The organism is Aequorivita vladivostokensis (assembly GCF_000952855.1).
Taxonomy (GTDB): Bacteria; Bacteroidota; Bacteroidia; order Flavobacteriales; family Flavobacteriaceae; genus Aequorivita; species Aequorivita vladivostokensis.
Genome location: NZ_JSVU01000014.1, coordinates 24,424 through 40,233, shown reverse-complemented (window position 1 = coordinate 40,233; position 15,810 = coordinate 24,424). Strand labels below are relative to the sequence as shown.

The 15,810-nt window shown below is 41.3% G+C and carries 13 protein-coding genes; 6 read left to right on the top strand and 7 right to left on the bottom strand.

What is annotated here, in order from left to right; translation table 11 throughout:
* A partial coding sequence (locus MB09_RS16490) for a hypothetical protein (RefSeq protein WP_045081718.1) occupies positions 1-221 on the top strand: 221 nt, incomplete at its 5' end.
* 91 nt (positions 222-312) lie between these two features.
* On the opposite strand, the gene MB09_RS14875 is transcribed toward MB09_RS16490, so the two are convergent.
* On the bottom strand, positions 313-804 hold the full coding sequence (locus MB09_RS14875; RefSeq protein WP_045081720.1) for a hypothetical protein: 492 nt from the start codon (positions 802-804) through the stop codon (positions 313-315).
* 391 nt (positions 805-1,195) lie between these two features.
* On the opposite strand from MB09_RS14875, the gene MB09_RS14870 reads away from it, so the two are divergent.
* Both MB09_RS14870 and MB09_RS14865 read left to right on the top strand, forming a co-directional pair.
* Positions 1,196-2,584 (top strand): Ig-like domain-containing protein, encoded by a 1,389-nt coding sequence (locus MB09_RS14870; RefSeq protein WP_045081717.1) that lies wholly within the window; start codon positions 1,196-1,198, stop codon positions 2,582-2,584.
* 16 nt (positions 2,585-2,600) lie between these two features.
* Entirely contained in the window at positions 2,601-4,208 is a 1,608-nt protein-coding gene (locus MB09_RS14865) for an FG-GAP-like repeat-containing protein (protein ID WP_052671417.1), read from the top strand.
* A 109-nt stretch (positions 4,209-4,317) separates the two neighbouring features.
* On the opposite strand, the gene MB09_RS14860 is transcribed toward MB09_RS14865, so the two are convergent.
* The 4 genes from MB09_RS14860 to MB09_RS14845 form a co-directional block, all read right to left on the bottom strand.
* Positions 4,318-4,716, bottom strand: coding sequence for a GlcG/HbpS family heme-binding protein (locus MB09_RS14860; protein WP_045081716.1), 399 nt, complete (start codon positions 4,714-4,716; stop codon positions 4,318-4,320).
* Between the two features lie 166 nt (positions 4,717-4,882).
* Positions 4,883-6,097 carry a glycosyltransferase gene (locus MB09_RS14855; RefSeq protein WP_045081715.1) on the bottom strand — a complete coding sequence of 405 codons (1,215 nt, stop codon included), beginning with the start codon at positions 6,095-6,097 and terminating at the stop codon, positions 4,883-4,885.
* A 50-nt stretch (positions 6,098-6,147) separates the two neighbouring features.
* Positions 6,148-6,453 carry a hypothetical protein gene (locus MB09_RS14850; RefSeq protein WP_062623166.1) on the bottom strand — a complete coding sequence of 102 codons (306 nt, stop codon included), beginning with the start codon at positions 6,451-6,453 and terminating at the stop codon, positions 6,148-6,150.
* 135 nt (positions 6,454-6,588) lie between these two features.
* On the bottom strand, positions 6,589-7,794 hold the full coding sequence (locus tag MB09_RS14845) for a hypothetical protein (RefSeq protein ID WP_045081713.1): 1,206 nt from the start codon (positions 7,792-7,794) through the stop codon (positions 6,589-6,591).
* Between the two features lie 209 nt (positions 7,795-8,003).
* Between MB09_RS14845 and MB09_RS14840 the strand changes: the two genes are divergently transcribed.
* Together MB09_RS14840 and MB09_RS14835 are read left to right on the top strand one after the other, a co-directional pair.
* The gene (locus MB09_RS14840) at positions 8,004-10,031 is read left to right on the top strand and encodes a histidine kinase (protein WP_045081712.1); all 2,028 of its coding nucleotides are present in this window, start codon (positions 8,004-8,006) and stop codon (positions 10,029-10,031) included.
* 1 nt (position 10,032) lies between these two features.
* Positions 10,033-10,791, top strand: coding sequence for a LytR/AlgR family response regulator transcription factor (locus MB09_RS14835; RefSeq protein ID WP_045081711.1), 759 nt, complete (start codon positions 10,033-10,035; stop codon positions 10,789-10,791).
* A 112-nt stretch (positions 10,792-10,903) separates the two neighbouring features.
* Here the strand turns inward: MB09_RS14835 and rimO are convergent, their stop codons facing one another.
* Complete coding sequence (gene rimO, locus MB09_RS14830; RefSeq protein WP_045081710.1) at positions 10,904-12,205, bottom strand: 30S ribosomal protein S12 methylthiotransferase RimO; 1,302 nt, start codon at positions 12,203-12,205, stop codon at positions 10,904-10,906.
* A gap of 182 nt (positions 12,206-12,387) precedes the next feature.
* Here rimO and MB09_RS14825 point away from each other — a divergent pair, with 182 nt between their 5' ends.
* Positions 12,388-14,286, top strand: a complete 1,899-nt coding sequence (locus tag MB09_RS14825; protein WP_045081709.1) for a S9 family peptidase — start codon at positions 12,388-12,390, stop codon at positions 14,284-14,286.
* Between the two features lie 472 nt (positions 14,287-14,758).
* On the opposite strand, the gene ftsY is transcribed toward MB09_RS14825, so the two are convergent.
* Positions 14,759-15,712: a signal recognition particle-docking protein FtsY gene (gene ftsY / locus MB09_RS14815; RefSeq protein WP_045081707.1), complete on the bottom strand. Its 954-nt coding sequence runs from the start codon at positions 15,710-15,712 to the stop codon at positions 14,759-14,761.
* Positions 15,713-15,810 lie beyond the last annotated feature (98 nt).

Below are 15,810 nucleotides of genomic sequence, written 5' to 3'. Positions count from 1 at the left end.
TGGGGCTTCGCAAGGTCAATACCATTGGCATTAAACAGGCCAATAAATGCATGCACCTCTCGGCAATGGCCTACAACCTCAAGAAATACCTCAAGTTTATCCAAAAACGCGCAAAGAGCGGGGCGGAAAGCCTGGTTTTATATTTTTTGCCAAAAATAGTGCTTCAGAATGTAGCATGGCATTTTTTAAAGGCACCAAATTTGGTTCATTCTCAAGCCTGACCAAAAAAGCAAGGCCGCTTAAAACGGCTTATATTGGTTCAGATCTAAAAAAATTAAGGGGTTGTGCAACGGTTACCGGTGTTAGCCTACGTTATTTTTTTATTAGTCCTTCACTTTTCATAATTTCAAGTGCTTTTTCGGTTTCGTCTGTTCCATTGTTCATTGAACCAGGAAGCATAATAAGTCGGCTTTTTATTTTTCCATCAATTTGTTCAAAGTCAACTTTAAAATAGCTTCTGGTCAAGAACTTTTTGGCTGGCTTAAATTCCACGTTTTTTATTTTATTCCGCTCAATAATTGGTGTTGCAGAATAGTTAGAACTTTTGATTACATTATAAATCAGATATATTCCAATTCCGCCAAACATTATTGTCCAAAACCATTCTTGATTTACAAAACTTTGATATGCATAATAAAGCATAAATATTGCAAAAACTCCGTAAATAGCTAAAGTCCGATATATGCTTTTTCCATTTGTCAATTCCGCCACATTTCCGACAATTCCGTTTCGAGTCAGAACAATTTTGTCAGTTAGAATGTGACAAAATCCAGTTTTAGTTTTAAATGTTTGTTCGGTTTTCATAATGTAGGCTAACATGTTTATATACGCATGTTTTTAAAATCTTATTGCTGCTATCCCGCACATGTGCGCAACAGCATGCCTCCCCAAATATAAAGTTTATTTCACAATCACCTACATCAAGGTTTCCACCTTAGTTTTCAACACCTTCTTCTCCTCTACCGCAATACGTTAATGCAAAGGCAGCGTGGGGTTTCTGCGGTAAAGTGTGGCGGCAGCGGGAATGTAAGTGCAGTAATTATGGCAATTAAAACAATTCTCTTAAATCCTTGATTTTATCGTACTAATTTTTAAAACCTTAGAAACATTTGTTTCGGAACAATAAGTTTTTCTTACATTTATCACTTCCGAAAAAAATAGTTCGCCTATTATTCTAAAACTACCTACCCTTATTATGAAATCCTTACTTTCCCGAATCACCCTTCTCTTTGTCGCGGTTCTTGCGCTGCAGGCCTGTAAAGACGATGAAGGCCCTGGGTATATTCCCCTAAACATTGTTGCCAATGCAGATAGCGGCGAGGTTTTCCAGAATGCCACTTTGGAAATTCCCGTGCTGGCCAACGACAGCAACGTGCCCACCAATGGCGTCATTACGCTTACGGCCCCGCAGAGCGGAGCAGTATCCGTAAAAGACAACGGCACGCCAACAAATATTCTGGATGATACCGTGGAATACCGACCCGATGGAAGCTTTGTGGGCGAGATTACTTTTGATTATACTGTTTGCGACCCCTCGGGCCTTAGTTGCGCCACCGCCACGGTAACAATAAACGTGCTGCCATTTTCACCCGTGAATTTTGACCTTGCCGCGGTGCCGTATGAAAAGCTTTCGGACTATAATTTCTATGAAGGCAATCTTGCCGACCTCTCGCCTGTATATGGCGTTTTGCCCTACGAGCCCATAAACACGCTCTTTACCGACTATGCCCACAAAAAACGCTTTGTGTGGATGCCGTACAATGTTTCGGCAACTTATGTTTCTGATGGCGACAACCTAAACTTTCCCACCGGAAGCGTATTGATAAAAACTTTTTATTACGAAAACGTGCTGCCCAACAATGCCACCCAAAACATAGAAACGCGCTTGCTGATTAAAAAGGAAGAGGGGTGGATTTTTGCCAACTACATCTGGGATGAGGCGCAACAGGAGGCCCTATTGAATACTACGGGCTATGGCTTTAACGTGCCCATAGAATGGATTGAGAACGGGGAAACGAAATCGGTAAACTACCGAATCCCTTCCGAAACCGAGTGTTTTATCTGCCATAAGTCCTTTGACGAAATTATTCCCATAGCACCAAAGCCACAAAACCTAAATTCCATTTACAGCTACGCCGATGGCATGGAGAACCAGCTTGCCAAATGGGAGGCACTGGGCTATATTGCACCTGATGAAATTCCCGGAAATGTGGAGACCGTTCCCAGTTGGAAGGATATTTCCCAAACCCTGGAAACTCGCGTACGTTCCTATTTTGATATCAACTGCGCCCACTGCCACGTATATGGCGGGCATTGTGGTGCTCGGTCGCTGCGTTTGGCGTTTAGGGAAAGCCACGAACACGATAATCTGGGCGTGTGCGTAGAGCCCGATCTGCAAGTGCCGGGCTATGACGGCGCCAAGCTCATTACCCCCGGCGATGCCGATAATTCCATCCTCTATTTTAGAGTAGCTACCACTTTGGAGGAATACCGAATGCCCATGAATGGACGAACCTTAACCGATGAGAATTTTCTGCCTATCTTGGAGGAATGGATCAACTCGCTTGCAGAACCTTGTGATTAAACTAAAACTAACTATTATGAATAAAATTTCTACCCTATCAATGCTGTTGCTGTTCTTTGGAATGGCACACGCCCAAGTATCCTTTACCCCGTCTCCTATTTCAACAAATGGTGCAGAACGCGCCGCGGTTGATATGAACGGCGATTTTCTAGATGATGTGGTTTCCGTAACGGCAACCAACGTTCAAATATATTATCAGCAACCGGACGGCAGTTTCGTGGAGCGGAATATTACTACCACTCCTGCGGACAACACACCTTCTTGGAGCCTTTCGGCCGCTGATTTTGACAAGAATGGCAAAACCGACCTACTGTATGCCGGCGGTAATGGCGTTACTTTTATGCAGGCCAACAATAGTGATGGTTTTGATGAAATCAGCTTTCCGCAGTATGTCTTTTCACAGCGTTCCAACTTTGTTGACATAAACAATGACGGCCATTTGGATGCCTTTGTTTGTCACGACGTGGCGCCGAGTGTTTACTATATCAACAATGGGGATGGTACTTTTACCTTTCACCAGGGCGACATTGGTGACTATCCGTCCGGCGGCAATTATGGTTCCGTATGGGTAGATTATGACAACGATGGCGATATGGATTGTTTTATTGCGAAATGTAACGTAAATGGCGATGTGAACGAACGAAGTGAAAACCAACTATATCAAAATGATGGCGCGGGCAATTTTGTGGAAGTGGCAGAAACGGCAGGATTGAAGGACAATATGCAAACGTGGTCTTCGGCGTGGGCAGATTTTGACAACGATGGCCATTTGGACGTATTTGTAGGCAGCAGCAGCGCCAACTTTACCCACAAGCTAAACAGAAACAATGGCGACGGCACTTTTACGGATATTTCGGCATCCACGGGAATACACGCCTTAACAACCACCGGAATTGAAAACTGCACCTATGATTTCAACAATGATGGGTATGCGGACATTGCCTCTAACGGAAATATTCTGTTGAACAATGGCGACCTTACCTTTACCTTGATTCCACTTGCATTGCCCAACAACAACGGTTCTTTGGGCGATCTGAACAATGATGGTTTTATTGACTCTTTTACGGGCGGACAGATTTACTATAACGATGGAAACTCAAACCACTGGCTTACCATCAATACCATAGGCATGGAGAGCAATATTAACGGTATTGGGGCGCGGATTACCATAACCTCAGCATTGGGAACACAGATTCGCGAAGTGCGCAGCGGCGAAGGGTTTAAATATATGAGCACGCTTAATACACATTTCGGCCTTGGCCAAGATACCGAGATTGCCACCCTTACCATTGCTTGGCCTTCTGGCATCGTTGATACTCTGGAAAACGTTGCGGTAGATCAGGTTATTTCGGTGGTGGAAGGCTCTACCGTACTCGGTTTGAACGAGAGTGTTACCAACAATCTTATCCTTTATCCCAATCCGGTACAGCACGTTCTAAACCTTGGCGATACAACAGATTTTACAAACCCTTCCTATTCCATTTTTGATATGCAGGGCAGAAAATTGATGGGTGCGCGATTGGATGCAAACGCAATCGACGTTTCTACTTTGGCAACAGGCAATTACATCCTGAAAATACAAGATGGCAATACCTTAAAATCGCAGCGTTTTATTAAAAAGTAACTTTATAATTATAGCGAAGCCGTTTTACTAAAATTAGACGCTTCCTATCACATAAATCGAAAAAAGACTCCAAGCGGAGTCTTTTTCAATTTTGTATGTAAATTGGTTTCTATAGGGCGTTAGCTCCTGCAGTGGCCACGCTATGGTCGTTTTCCACAGAGCTTCCGCTTACACCTACTGCGCCTATAATTTCACCCTTGTTGTTTTTCAGCAATACGCCGCCCGGAAACGAAATGAGGCCGCCATTGGAGTGTTCAATATTGTAGAGAGATTCGCCGGGCTGCGAGAGCTTTCCTATTTCGCCACTTGGCATATCAAAAAATCGGGCGGTTTTAGCTTTCTTAAGGGCAATATCGGCAGAGCCCAACCACGCGCCATCCATACGTGCAAAGGCAACTTGGTTGGCGCCGCCATCAACTACGCATATGTTCATCTTGGTATCTATATCTACCGCTTTCTTTTTTGCTGCGGCTATTACTTTTTCTGCTTGCTCTAATGTGATGTTCATTGTTTTCTAATTTTGATTAATCACCAATATAAGCAGCAGCATTTTAATAATAGTGAAGTTTGTGTTAAGCTTGGTTATTCGCGATGATCAAGCGGAAAAACTTCAAGCAAAAAATTAAAGATTTATCTGCCTTTTTTGAATTGAACGCTTTTGGCCAAAAAGAATATTATTTTCCTTTTGCTTCAATCCACTTCGCCAAATATTTAGTGCTCTGCAACGTGTGGTGCTGCAGTATCTGCCCAAAAAAGTTTTCCCGCCGGTGTTGTTCAAGCTGTGCCGAAAGCGTTCGGAGGTGCTTTTTGAAAACTTCGGAAAACATTTTTTTTTGAAAACGATTTTCAATGATGTTGAACCCGTTTTGTTGGGCTTTGCTCCAAAGGTATTGCCGGGAATATAATTGAATTGAGGCATCGATGAATTTCTCTTTTGAAGTAGAAATCATTCCGCCGAAAGAAAGCTCGCCGCACATTCCTTCCGCTCCGATTTCCGTGGTTACCGAGGGCAAGCCAAAGCGCATGGCATCCAAAAGTTTTCCCTTTAAACCGGCACCAAACCGTAGGGGAGCCAATTGCACGCGATAGGTTTTCATCACAATCTCTAAATCATCTGCCCACCCCTTAATGAGAAAACCTTCTTTTATATTATTTAGCTGAAGCACTTGTTGCGGGGCATAGGCTCCGTAAATATGCAATTCGGCATCGGGAAGCTGTTGTCTTATTTCCGGCCAAAGTTTTTTCAGTTGCAGCACCGAATCTACATTGGGCGCATGCAGCAAATTGCCGATGGCGAAAAAGTTTTGGCGCTCCTCAAAAGCGGGAGTGCTTTCTGAAACTGCTGCTACCAAAAACGGCAAATAATAAAGTATTTCCGAAGCAATCTTAAACCTGTTTTGTAACAGTTCCATTTCATATTCTGAAATAATAAGCGACAGATCGCATCTCAGGATGCTGGCCAGTTCGCGTTTGGCGGTTTCTGAAAATAGATTTGCTTCAGAAATAGTTTTGACATTCTTTACCGCCTCTTCCCTAGCCTTTCGCAGAAAATGTAAATCTTCGGTATCGAGAATTTTTAAGGCATTTGGGCAATTTTCCGAAACCCGCCAGCCGAATTGTTCCTCGGTTATGTAGCGGTCAAAAACGACGATTTCGGGGTTCAATTTTTTTATAAATTCATCAAAGGAAACATCATTCAACTTTATATTTTCTATTGAAATATGCCGCCCTTGAAGGTCTGCGGTCTTTTCGGAAACGGCAGCTGTACTGGCAAAGGTGATTTGGTACTTTTCTTCCTTGAATAATTCGATCAACTGCATCATCCTACTACCCGCAGCAGTGGTGCTGGGCTCGGGAAAGGTGTGGCCGATAATTAAAAGTTGTTTCAAGTTTTTGGTTTCGAATTACAGGTTTCGGAATAAAAAAATCTATCGGTTGGTCAAAATCCGTAAAGCTCACACATCATTCCGAGATTGAAGAAAGCCGTAAGTGCTCCGAGAAAAAGCATTGCACTTACAAAAAGCGTGGCCAATATTACGATTTTATTTTTTGAGTGGTAATTTATATAATTGAGCGCCACTTGAAATAACAGTGCAATTGCCTGGGCAGACAACATACGCTGGGCACAGACAATTACGGGTTCTTTGTAGTAAAGAAAATAAGTGGCCACCATCAATACGATATATAGTGCTGTTATTCCGAAAAGGACTGTTTTTGGAAATTTGAAGCGTTGAGAATTGGTCATAGCGCAAGGTTTTATCCAAAGATAATTATTAAACGTAAGTATCGCCAAAAAACAAAAGCCTTTCGGAGAAGTAAGTCTTCCGAAAGGCTCTTAACAAAGGATAGTGAAACCTATTGTTGCAACTTATATGGGCTATTATTCAAAAAATTCAGAACACGGGGTGTTGGTAAAGGTAAGGTTGTAGGAGGAATAATTGGGGTTTGAAGTTTGGCCGCCAAGCAATCTGCCGTACACACCGCAGGATGCAAGATCCTTAAATTGGGTATCGTGTACGCTCAGTTTGGCATTGTACCAAAGATCAATTGCACCTTTGTTGGTACTTGGGTCCTCCCCTGCATTGCTTATGGTAGCAAATGCGATTTCATTCATCGGGTTGGTGCCGTCTATCTTAATGCCCACCCAAGAGCCGGGGGTATTGGACACCCCTTTAATGGTTATGGGATTCGCTGCATTTCCTACCATTTTCAATCCCCCTGTATCACGGATGTTTATCTCGGTGCCGGGCGACATTTCTATGGTTACTCCCGGTTCAATGGTCAACTCGCCTCTTGCATTTACGCCACTAATACCGGTATTGAGCACCCGGTAGGGTACATTTACTTTCTTCCAAACGCTGGAGTTCTCAAATTCAGCCGAATAATTGTAAAGCAAGACCCTGTCCAGATCGTTACCCGAATAATTATCGGTTGCCGAAGTCTGGGTGGCATAAACGGTATTTATAAGCAATGGATTTGCATTGCCGCTGAAGACGTTATTTTGCAGCGTGAGACGTGTATTTCTATATACCGCATTTAAGCCAGAGGTTTGACTGTTAATTACAGTACAGTTTTTTAACGTTAGAGCTCCATCGGCATATACAATAACATTCCCGCGGTCGCCATTGCTATTAAAAGCTTGACCGCCACCATAACTAACGGTGACAAATTCCATAATATTTGATGAATTTTCACTTTCCACAAAAATCCCACGCCATGAACCACGGGTTGGCTGGGTTCCAGTAAATACGATGGGCTTATTGGCAGTACCCACTGCTTGGATTGAAGATACATTTTCTCTCAAAATAAGTCCGGAATCTGGGGTGAAGGCAATAACAACACCCGGCTCTACAATTAAATTGGCTCGAACCTGTGAAACACAGCTCACGATATAATCTATTGGAGCGTTTGGATTGTCAACCAAAGTTCTGTTCTCGAGGAAATAATCACAGTCCAACTGGATAGGATCTACGTTCACGGGCGGTTCAACAGGGTCGTCGCTGGAGCAGGAAGCCGCTATCAAGGCAAGTGAACACAACACTAAAAGGCTTAGCTTTTCGGAAGCATTTTTCAGTAGTTTTTTCATAATTAAGTGTTTTAATATTTAAAGGTTTTCAATATTCTTTGCACAAACCTACTCATCACCCGTACAGAACAAAACAGCCACTTAGCATATGACGGTTGTGGGTTAGAATTTGGAAAAAAGCAAATAGCAATACCAAATACTCAATAAAAATCACCAAATACTAAAATTTCAAAAAACCTTAGCAAATAGAATGGTATTTTAGCTAATTGATGAAAAAATCCTTTTTAATAATATTCCTTGTCTTCGGAAATCTATGGCAATTTTCTGCGCAGATAGCAGCCGATTCTATAGTGGGTGAGGTGCAGCTTATCAATAATCCCGAAGTAAAGGCGTTGCGCACTTCTCTTCAAGCAACATTTGAAGAAGTACAAAATACGCCCGACTGGAAACCTTATGATGCGAATTACGAAAATGAACCCGAAACCGCCATTTGGTTAAAATTTGAACTCGAGAACCGATCAAATGATACGCTGCCCATTTATTGCTTTACCGCACACGATTATGCCTACGTGTATCAACAAGTAGGTACAGATTTTAAAAATTTTAAGAATGGTTATTTAGTCCCTCTTCATAAACGCAGCAATAAGAGAGAATTCTACATCACAGAACTCGTGCTGCCACCTTCCCAAAAATCGCAAGTTTTCATACGGGTTCACAGTACCAAGAAAATAAAAAATGGAAATGTCGCGCTTTTTACAAAAGCCTATTATTTAGAGTTTGCCAATAACTATATCGAATCCGAAAAGCACCCGGTAGCGTTCATGGTTTTTTATATACTCTCCTTATTTACCATTTTTCTATTTGGAGTGGTTTTCTGGTTGCGGACGCGTCATAAGCTCTATGCCTATTATTTGGCCTACATATTCTTTCAATTGGTTTTTGCGTTTGATAGCTTGAGAAAAACAACCCTTGGCGTCGGCAATTTTTTTCTCTATTTATCTTATCCTTCCGGTTTCTTGGCAGAGGCTTTCCAATTTCTATTTATTGGTTTTTACGTCTTTTTTATCATCCATCTGCTGGAAATTAAAAAATATAACCAATCCCTTACCAAGGCCCTTAACTATTTTGGATGGTCCTGTTTGCTCTACGGATTAACTATTTTTATTTACTTAATATTCTGGAAAGATGCTGCCATTTCCAGTGACATAACCACCACCGTACGGTTTATAGTATTGCCATTGAATTTGGTAATGCTCATTTGGATCATTTATAAAGTAAAGCATCCTTTATTGAAGTACTTTGTAGTGGGCCACAGTTTCTTTTTTATTGGTGCGGTTCTGGCTTCCTATGTTATGATAACCAAAAGCAATCACCACCCAGAGAGCATTTTTAATTTTCCCTATGCTCCCACTATAATTTTTCAGGCAGGCTTACTTGCCGAAGTTTTCTGTTTTGCATTTGCTTTGGGAGAAAATATTTTCCTGCTTCAAAAAGAAAAGGAAACCACCAGCCAAAACCTAATTAAACAATTACAAAAAAACCAACAGCTTCAAGAGAATATGCGCGTGGAGCTGGACAGAAAGATAAACCAAAAGACCGAGGAGTTGATCAAACTCTATTCAAAAATTGAAAAACAAAAAGAAGAACAGCTTAAAAACTCTTTTACCCAAAAGTTGCAGGAAATGGAAATGCTTGCCCTTCGATCGCAGATGAATCCGCATTTTCTTTTCAATAGTCTCAATTCCATAAAACATTTAATAATGACCTCGCGCAATGAGGATGCCATTTCATATTTAGATGATTTTTCAACCTTACTACGCAGCATCCTCTACAACAGCAACCGAGAAATCATTTCGGTGGAAGAAGAACTTGAAATAATAAAACTTTATCTTTCCTTGGAAAAAAATAGAATGGGCGATACCTTCAACTATACCATCGATGTAACTTCAATCGAAGAACTCTCGCAGTTCAACATACCGCCCCTTTTACTCCAACCTTTTGTTGAGAATGCCATTTGGCACGGGTTAAGGCCGAGCCAGAGCGGCCAAAAGTTGCTGAAGATTACCTTTGATACCAGTGATATTTTAAAAATAATAATTGAAGATAACGGCATAGGCAGAAAAGCGAGCAGCTCTGAAAATAAGATGCATAAATCCATGGGAATGGAGATTACCAGAGAACGGTTGGCGTTGTTCAACCATTCAAATGAAACATCCATAAAGCTTGAAATAATAGATCTGGAAAGTGAAAATAAACCCTTGGGGACAAAAGTTGTATTAACCTATTTTTATTCATAAAATGACTAAAGTAATCATTATTGACGACGAGGCACATTGTACGGAGGTCCTTGCCAATCTCATCAAAAAGGTACATTCAGATTATGAAATATTGGGCGTTTTCACCAACCCGATCGAGGGACTCCTATATATTCAGAACAACCCGCCAGACTTGCTTTTCCTGGATATTGAAATGCCAAACTTGAACGGTTTTGCGTTGCTGGACAAACTTTTGCCTATAGATTTTGACATTATATTCACAACGGCTTATGACCGATATGCCATTCGTGCCTTTAATTATAGCGCCATCAACTATCTCTTAAAACCCATTTCGGAGCGAAATATAGTGGCGGCACTCGCCAATTGGGAAAAGAGAAGAAAGAAAATCAGTACTGAACAGTGGCGCTTGCTTCAAAGCAGCTTTGAAAAATCGAATAAGGAATGTACTAAAATTGCCCTCCCCACGGGAATAGGCTTTAATATTGTAGAGATAAAAAACATAATGCGCTGCCAGTCTGATAATAACTACACCAACTTTTTCTTACAGGACGGTACAAAAATTTTGATTAGCCGCACCCTGAAAGAAATAGATGATATACTTTCAGAGCACAAGTTTATAAGAGTGCATCAATCACATCTTATAAACCCCAAGTTTGTAAAAGGAATTTTAAAACAGGATGGCGGTAGTTTAATTATGAGCGATAATATTGAAATACCCGTATCCAGACAGAAGCGAATACAGATAAATGAGATTCTGGAAACCATGCTTCGCTTTAAATAGATAAGTACAATCAAAAACTACAGCGGAAAAGGAAGTTATTTTAAACCCTCCAAATAAAAATCCATTCCGCATCTCTTCAAATTCGCTAAATACTATCTGCAGGGAGTATCAATTAAACCACCTCCGCGTAGAGGTCAAAATCTTCGGCGGCCGTAATTTTTACAGTGCAGAATTCGCCGGTTCGCAGATAACCTTCTTCGGCATTGATCAATACTTCATTGTCCACGTCGGGACTGTCAAATTCGGTTCTTCCCACAAAATAGCCGCCTTCTTTTCGGTCTATCACTACTTTGAATTCCTTTCCAATTTTCTGTTGGTTCAATTCCCAAGAAATCTGCGACTGTATTTCCATAATCTGGTTGGCGCGGTCCATTTTAACCTCTTCCGGCACGTCATCCTCAAGATTGTAGGCGTGTGTATTTTCTTCGTGGGAATAAGTAAAACAGCCCAAACGCTCAAAGCGCGTCTCTTTTACCCATTGTTTTAGGGTTTGGAAATCTTCTTCAGTCTCCCCCGGATAGCCGACGATTAGCGTGGTTCTGATTGCCATTTCCGGAACTGCCGCTCTAAATTCTTCCAACAATTTGGTGGTTTTCGCTTTGGTAGTTCCTCGGCGCATCGATTTCAAAATAGAATCTGAAATGTGCTGCAACGGAATATCCAGATAATTACAAATCTTGGGCTCGGTGCGCATCACTTCCAAAACATCCATCGGGAAACCCGTTGGGAAGGCGTAGTGCAAACGGATCCATTCAATCCCTTCAACCTTTGCGAGCTTTTGGAGCAGTTCTGCAAGGTTTCGTTTTTTATATAAATCTAAGCCATAATAGGTTAAATCCTGGGCAATCAAAATGAGTTCTTTTACCCCTTTGGCTGCAAGTTTTTCGGCTTCCGTTACTAAATCCTCCATAGGCGTGCTTCGGTGCTGTCCACGCATAATGGGGATTGCGCAGAATGAACACGGCCGATCGCAGCCTTCGGCTATTTTGAAATATGCGTAGTTTTTTGGGGTTGTGGTTATACGTTCGCCAATCAACTCGTGTTTGTAATCGGCGCCCAAAGCCTTCAATAGGCCCGGAAGTTCGGTGGTACCAAAATATTGGTCCACATTCGGGATTTCCTTTTGCAGATCTGGCTTGTATCTTTCCGAAAGACAGCCCGTAACAAAAACCTTGTCCACCAAACCGTCTTCTTTTTTCTGCACAAATTCAAGAATGGTATTTATACTTTCCTCTTTTGCATTGTTTATAAACCCGCAGGTGTTTATTACCACAATATTCCCTTCCTCTTCGTGCACAACCTCTTTGTTGCTGGCGCGCAATTGACCCATCAACACTTCGCTGTCGTATACATTCTTGGAGCAACCAAGGGTTACAACGTTTATCTTGTTCTTCTTAAGGGTTTTGGTACGCATATTCTTGATTTACGATTTTGGATTGCCGATTTACGAATTCTGAATTCTGAATTCTGAATTTTTAAAAGCGTGCAAAGATACGACTAAATAAAATAAACAAATGCCAAATTCCAATTACTGCCAACTGCGACTGAACACTACGACTTTTTAAGTAACTTTACATTTCAAAAAAATAATTAAAAATGAAAAAAATAACATTCCTGCTGGCCTTTCTCTGTGCCGGCTTCCTGTTCGCACAAAAAACAATGACACCTGAACTTTTGTGGCAGGTTAAAAAAGTTAGTCCTATCGGGATTTCCGCTGACGGAAAAGAACTTTTTTATAAAGTTTCAATTCCAAATATGGAGGAAAACAGTTTTGATTCCAAGTATTATAAGATGCCCGTTACTGGTGGTAATTTTACTGAAATTTCCAAAGAACAAGCCAAAGTAACCAACAAGAACCTTTCACCAAACGGACAGTTTCTCTTAATAGACAAACCAGTACAGGTAAAAGATGTTACCGGAAAGGAGATTTACAACGACCTTCCCAAAAGTGATGCCTATGTATATACTTCCTTGGATTATAGACACTGGGATACTTGGAACGATGGTACCTACAATCACGTTTTTTATAAAGATGTAAACACTGGCGCCGAAACCGATATCACGCCAGGTCAGCCATATTATACGCCCCAAAAACCTTTTGGGGGCGACGAGGATTACATTTGGGGGCCAAAGGGCGAAAACATTTATTATGTAAGCAAAAAGAAAGCTGGAACCGATTATGCCGTAAGTACAAATACCGACATATATAAATACAATCTAAGCACCAAACAGACCGAAAATATTACAGAAGAAAACAAAGGCTATGACACCCAGCCAGCATTTTCAAAAGAAGGCGCTTTGGCGTGGCTACAGATGGCAACCGATGGCTATGAAGCAGATAAAAATGATATTGTAGTATTGCAGGGCGGTGTAAAACAAAACCTAACCAGCCAGTGGGATGGAACTGTAAATGGTTTTATTTGGGCAGATAACAACAAAGACATTTATTTTACCGCTCCCGTAGATGGAACAAAGCAAATTTTTAAGGTTGATTATCCCGGGAAAACCCGAAAAATGCCAGTTGTTGAACAACTTTCAAAAGGGCAATTTGATGTTACGGGCATTATTGCGGAAAATAATGGGCAGCTGATTGTTACCCGCACCGATATGAACCATGCTTCGGAAATTTTCTCTTTTGATTTGAAAAGCAAAACTTTTAAGCAACTTACACAGGTAAACACTGATTTTTATAACAAATTGGATTTACCTACTGTCGAAAAAAGAATGGTTACTACTAAGGATGGCAAACAGATGTTAGTTTGGATAATTCTTCCGCCAAACTTCGATAAAAACAAAAAATACCCGACCTTGCTTTATGCACAGGGTGGACCGCAATCGGCGCTTTCCCAATTTTATTCTACGCGATGGAATTTCCAGTTAATGGCTTCACAAGGTTATATAGTTGTGGCACCCAACCGTCGCGGAATGCCCGGGCACGGCGTGGAGTGGAATGAAGCCATCAGCGGCGATTGGGGCGGCGGCGCGATGCAGGATTACCTTGATGCGATTGATGATGTTGCCAAAGAACCATATGTTGACAAGGACCGATTGGGCGCTATTGGTGCAAGTTTCGGGGGTTATTCCGTGTTTTGGTTGGCAGGAAATCACGACGGGCGCTTTAAAACCTTTATTGCCCACGATGGCGTTTTTGACACCAGATCTATGTATGGGACTACCGAGGAACTATTCTTCGTAAACCACGATATGGGCGGTGCTTACTGGGAAAAGGATAATGCCGTTGCACAAAAGGCATACAACGAATTCAACCCGATCAATTATGTAGATAAATGGGACACTCCCATTATGATCATACAAGGCGGCAAGGATTACAGAGTACCTATTGAACAGGGTCTGAGTGCTTTCCAAGCGGCGCAATTGCAAGGAATAAAAAGCAAATTGCTATATTTTCCCGAAGAAAACCACTGGGTGTTAAAACCGCAGAACGCGCTTGTTTGGCAACGGGAGTTTTTTGATTGGTTGAAGGAAACGCTTTAAACAGTCGGTAGTCGGTAGTCGGTAGTCGGTAGTCGAAAAAATGCAACAACGAATTATTTAATAACCTACAAGGTTTCCAAAATCTTGTAGGTTTTTTTATGTCTAGAATTCTACGATTTTATCCTGCGTAAGGATTGAAACTATCAAAAAAAGCAAGAAGACTGCTTTGTGAAAGATGAAAAAACAGAATTACTATGGCATAAAAAATCACGTAACCTTTTGTGAAATATTTCTTTCTAACAAAATAAATTCCTAAAAAAAGCAATGCCAAAAGAAAAGGTATAAAAGATAAATAAGGAAAGGCTATGTATTTATACAAATCCAAAGGCATCAACGGGTTTGGAACAGGTTTTATAAAATATTCAATAATTTTAAAAGAATGAAACCCTGTAAGTATGCCAATATAGCCTACCAATATCCATAAAATATAAATGAACGGCTTACTGGGTTTTGGAGTTACTTTTTCTTCCATTTATATGAAAAAAGAATCCACAAATTCAAACTTATTGAAAACCTGAAGATCTTCCATTCCCTCGCCCACGCCAATATATTTCACGGGAATTTTAAACTGATCGCTGATACCGATAACAACGCCTCCTTTGGCAGTTCCATCGAGCTTTGTGACGGCAAGTGAAGTTACTTCTGTTGCGGCGGTAAACTGTTTGGCCTGTTCAAAAGCGTTTTGCCCAGTAGAACCGTCTAGCACCAAAAGCACATCGTGCGGCGCATCGGGCACTACCTTTTGCATCACGCGTTTCACTTTTGTTAGCTCGTTCATCAAGTTTACCTTATTGTGAAGGCGTCCTGCGGTATCAATGATAACCACGTCGGCATTTTGTGTTACGGCACTTTGTAGCGTATCAAAAGCTACGCTGGCAGGGTCGCTGCCCATACTTTGTTTTACAATGGAAACATCGGTTCTATCGGCCCAAATTTGCAGTTGGTCAATCGCCGCAGCACGGAAAGTGTCCGCCGCTCCCAAAACAACTTTCTTTCCTGTTTTTTTAAACTGATATGCAAGCTTCCCGATGGTCGTAGTTTTTCCAACCCCATTAACACCAACAACCATAATTACGTATGGTTTTTTATTTTCCGGCACTTCGAACTCGGTTGCGTTTCCGGAGTCTATTTCGCTTAAAAGTCCTGCTATTTCCTCACGGAGAATTTTGTTCAATTCATCCGTGCCCAAGTATTTATCCTTGGCAACCCGATCCTCAATCCTATCGATAATTTTTAAGGTGGTATTTACCCCAACATCGCTGGAAACGAGCACTTCTTCCAAATTGTCCAAAACGTCATCGTCAACCTTGCTCTTTCCTGCAACAGCTTTGCTCAGCTTATCAAAAAAGGAAGTCTTTGTTTTTTCAAGCCCCTTATCGAGAGTTTCCTTTTTTTCTTTTGAAAATATTTTTTTGAATAGACTCATTTTAAAAATTCAAGGTTTCAAGTTCCAAGTTTTTACTCAGTTGTTCAACTTTGCCAAAGTTTAATCTCTAACGCTCCTTTCCCAATTTCAGGGAAAAG

Bases quoted from the DNA above. Each gene is read 5' to 3' on its own strand.
- ftsY (WP_045081707.1), bottom strand. From the start codon at position 15,712: ATGAGTCTATTCAAAAAAATATTTTCAAAAGAAAAAAAGGAAACTCTC.
- MB09_RS14825 (WP_045081709.1), top strand. From the start codon at position 12,388: ATGAAAAAAATAACATTCCTGCTGGCCTTTCTCTGTGCCGGCTTCCTG.
- MB09_RS14860 (WP_045081716.1), bottom strand. From the start codon at position 4,716: ATGAACATCACATTAGAGCAAGCAGAAAAAGTAATAGCCGCAGCAAAA.
- MB09_RS14845 (WP_045081713.1), bottom strand. From the start codon at position 7,794: ATGAAAAAACTACTGAAAAATGCTTCCGAAAAGCTAAGCCTTTTAGTG.
- MB09_RS14870 (WP_045081717.1), top strand. From the start codon at position 1,196: ATGAAATCCTTACTTTCCCGAATCACCCTTCTCTTTGTCGCGGTTCTT.
- MB09_RS14875 (WP_045081720.1), bottom strand. From the start codon at position 804: ATGAAAACCGAACAAACATTTAAAACTAAAACTGGATTTTGTCACATT.
- MB09_RS14835 (WP_045081711.1), top strand. From the start codon at position 10,033: ATGACTAAAGTAATCATTATTGACGACGAGGCACATTGTACGGAGGTC.
- MB09_RS14850 (WP_062623166.1), bottom strand. From the start codon at position 6,453: ATGACCAATTCTCAACGCTTCAAATTTCCAAAAACAGTCCTTTTCGGA.
- MB09_RS14840 (WP_045081712.1), top strand. From the start codon at position 8,004: ATGAAAAAATCCTTTTTAATAATATTCCTTGTCTTCGGAAATCTATGG.
- rimO (WP_045081710.1), bottom strand. From the start codon at position 12,205: ATGCGTACCAAAACCCTTAAGAAGAACAAGATAAACGTTGTAACCCTT.
- MB09_RS14865 (WP_052671417.1), top strand. From the start codon at position 2,601: ATGAATAAAATTTCTACCCTATCAATGCTGTTGCTGTTCTTTGGAATG.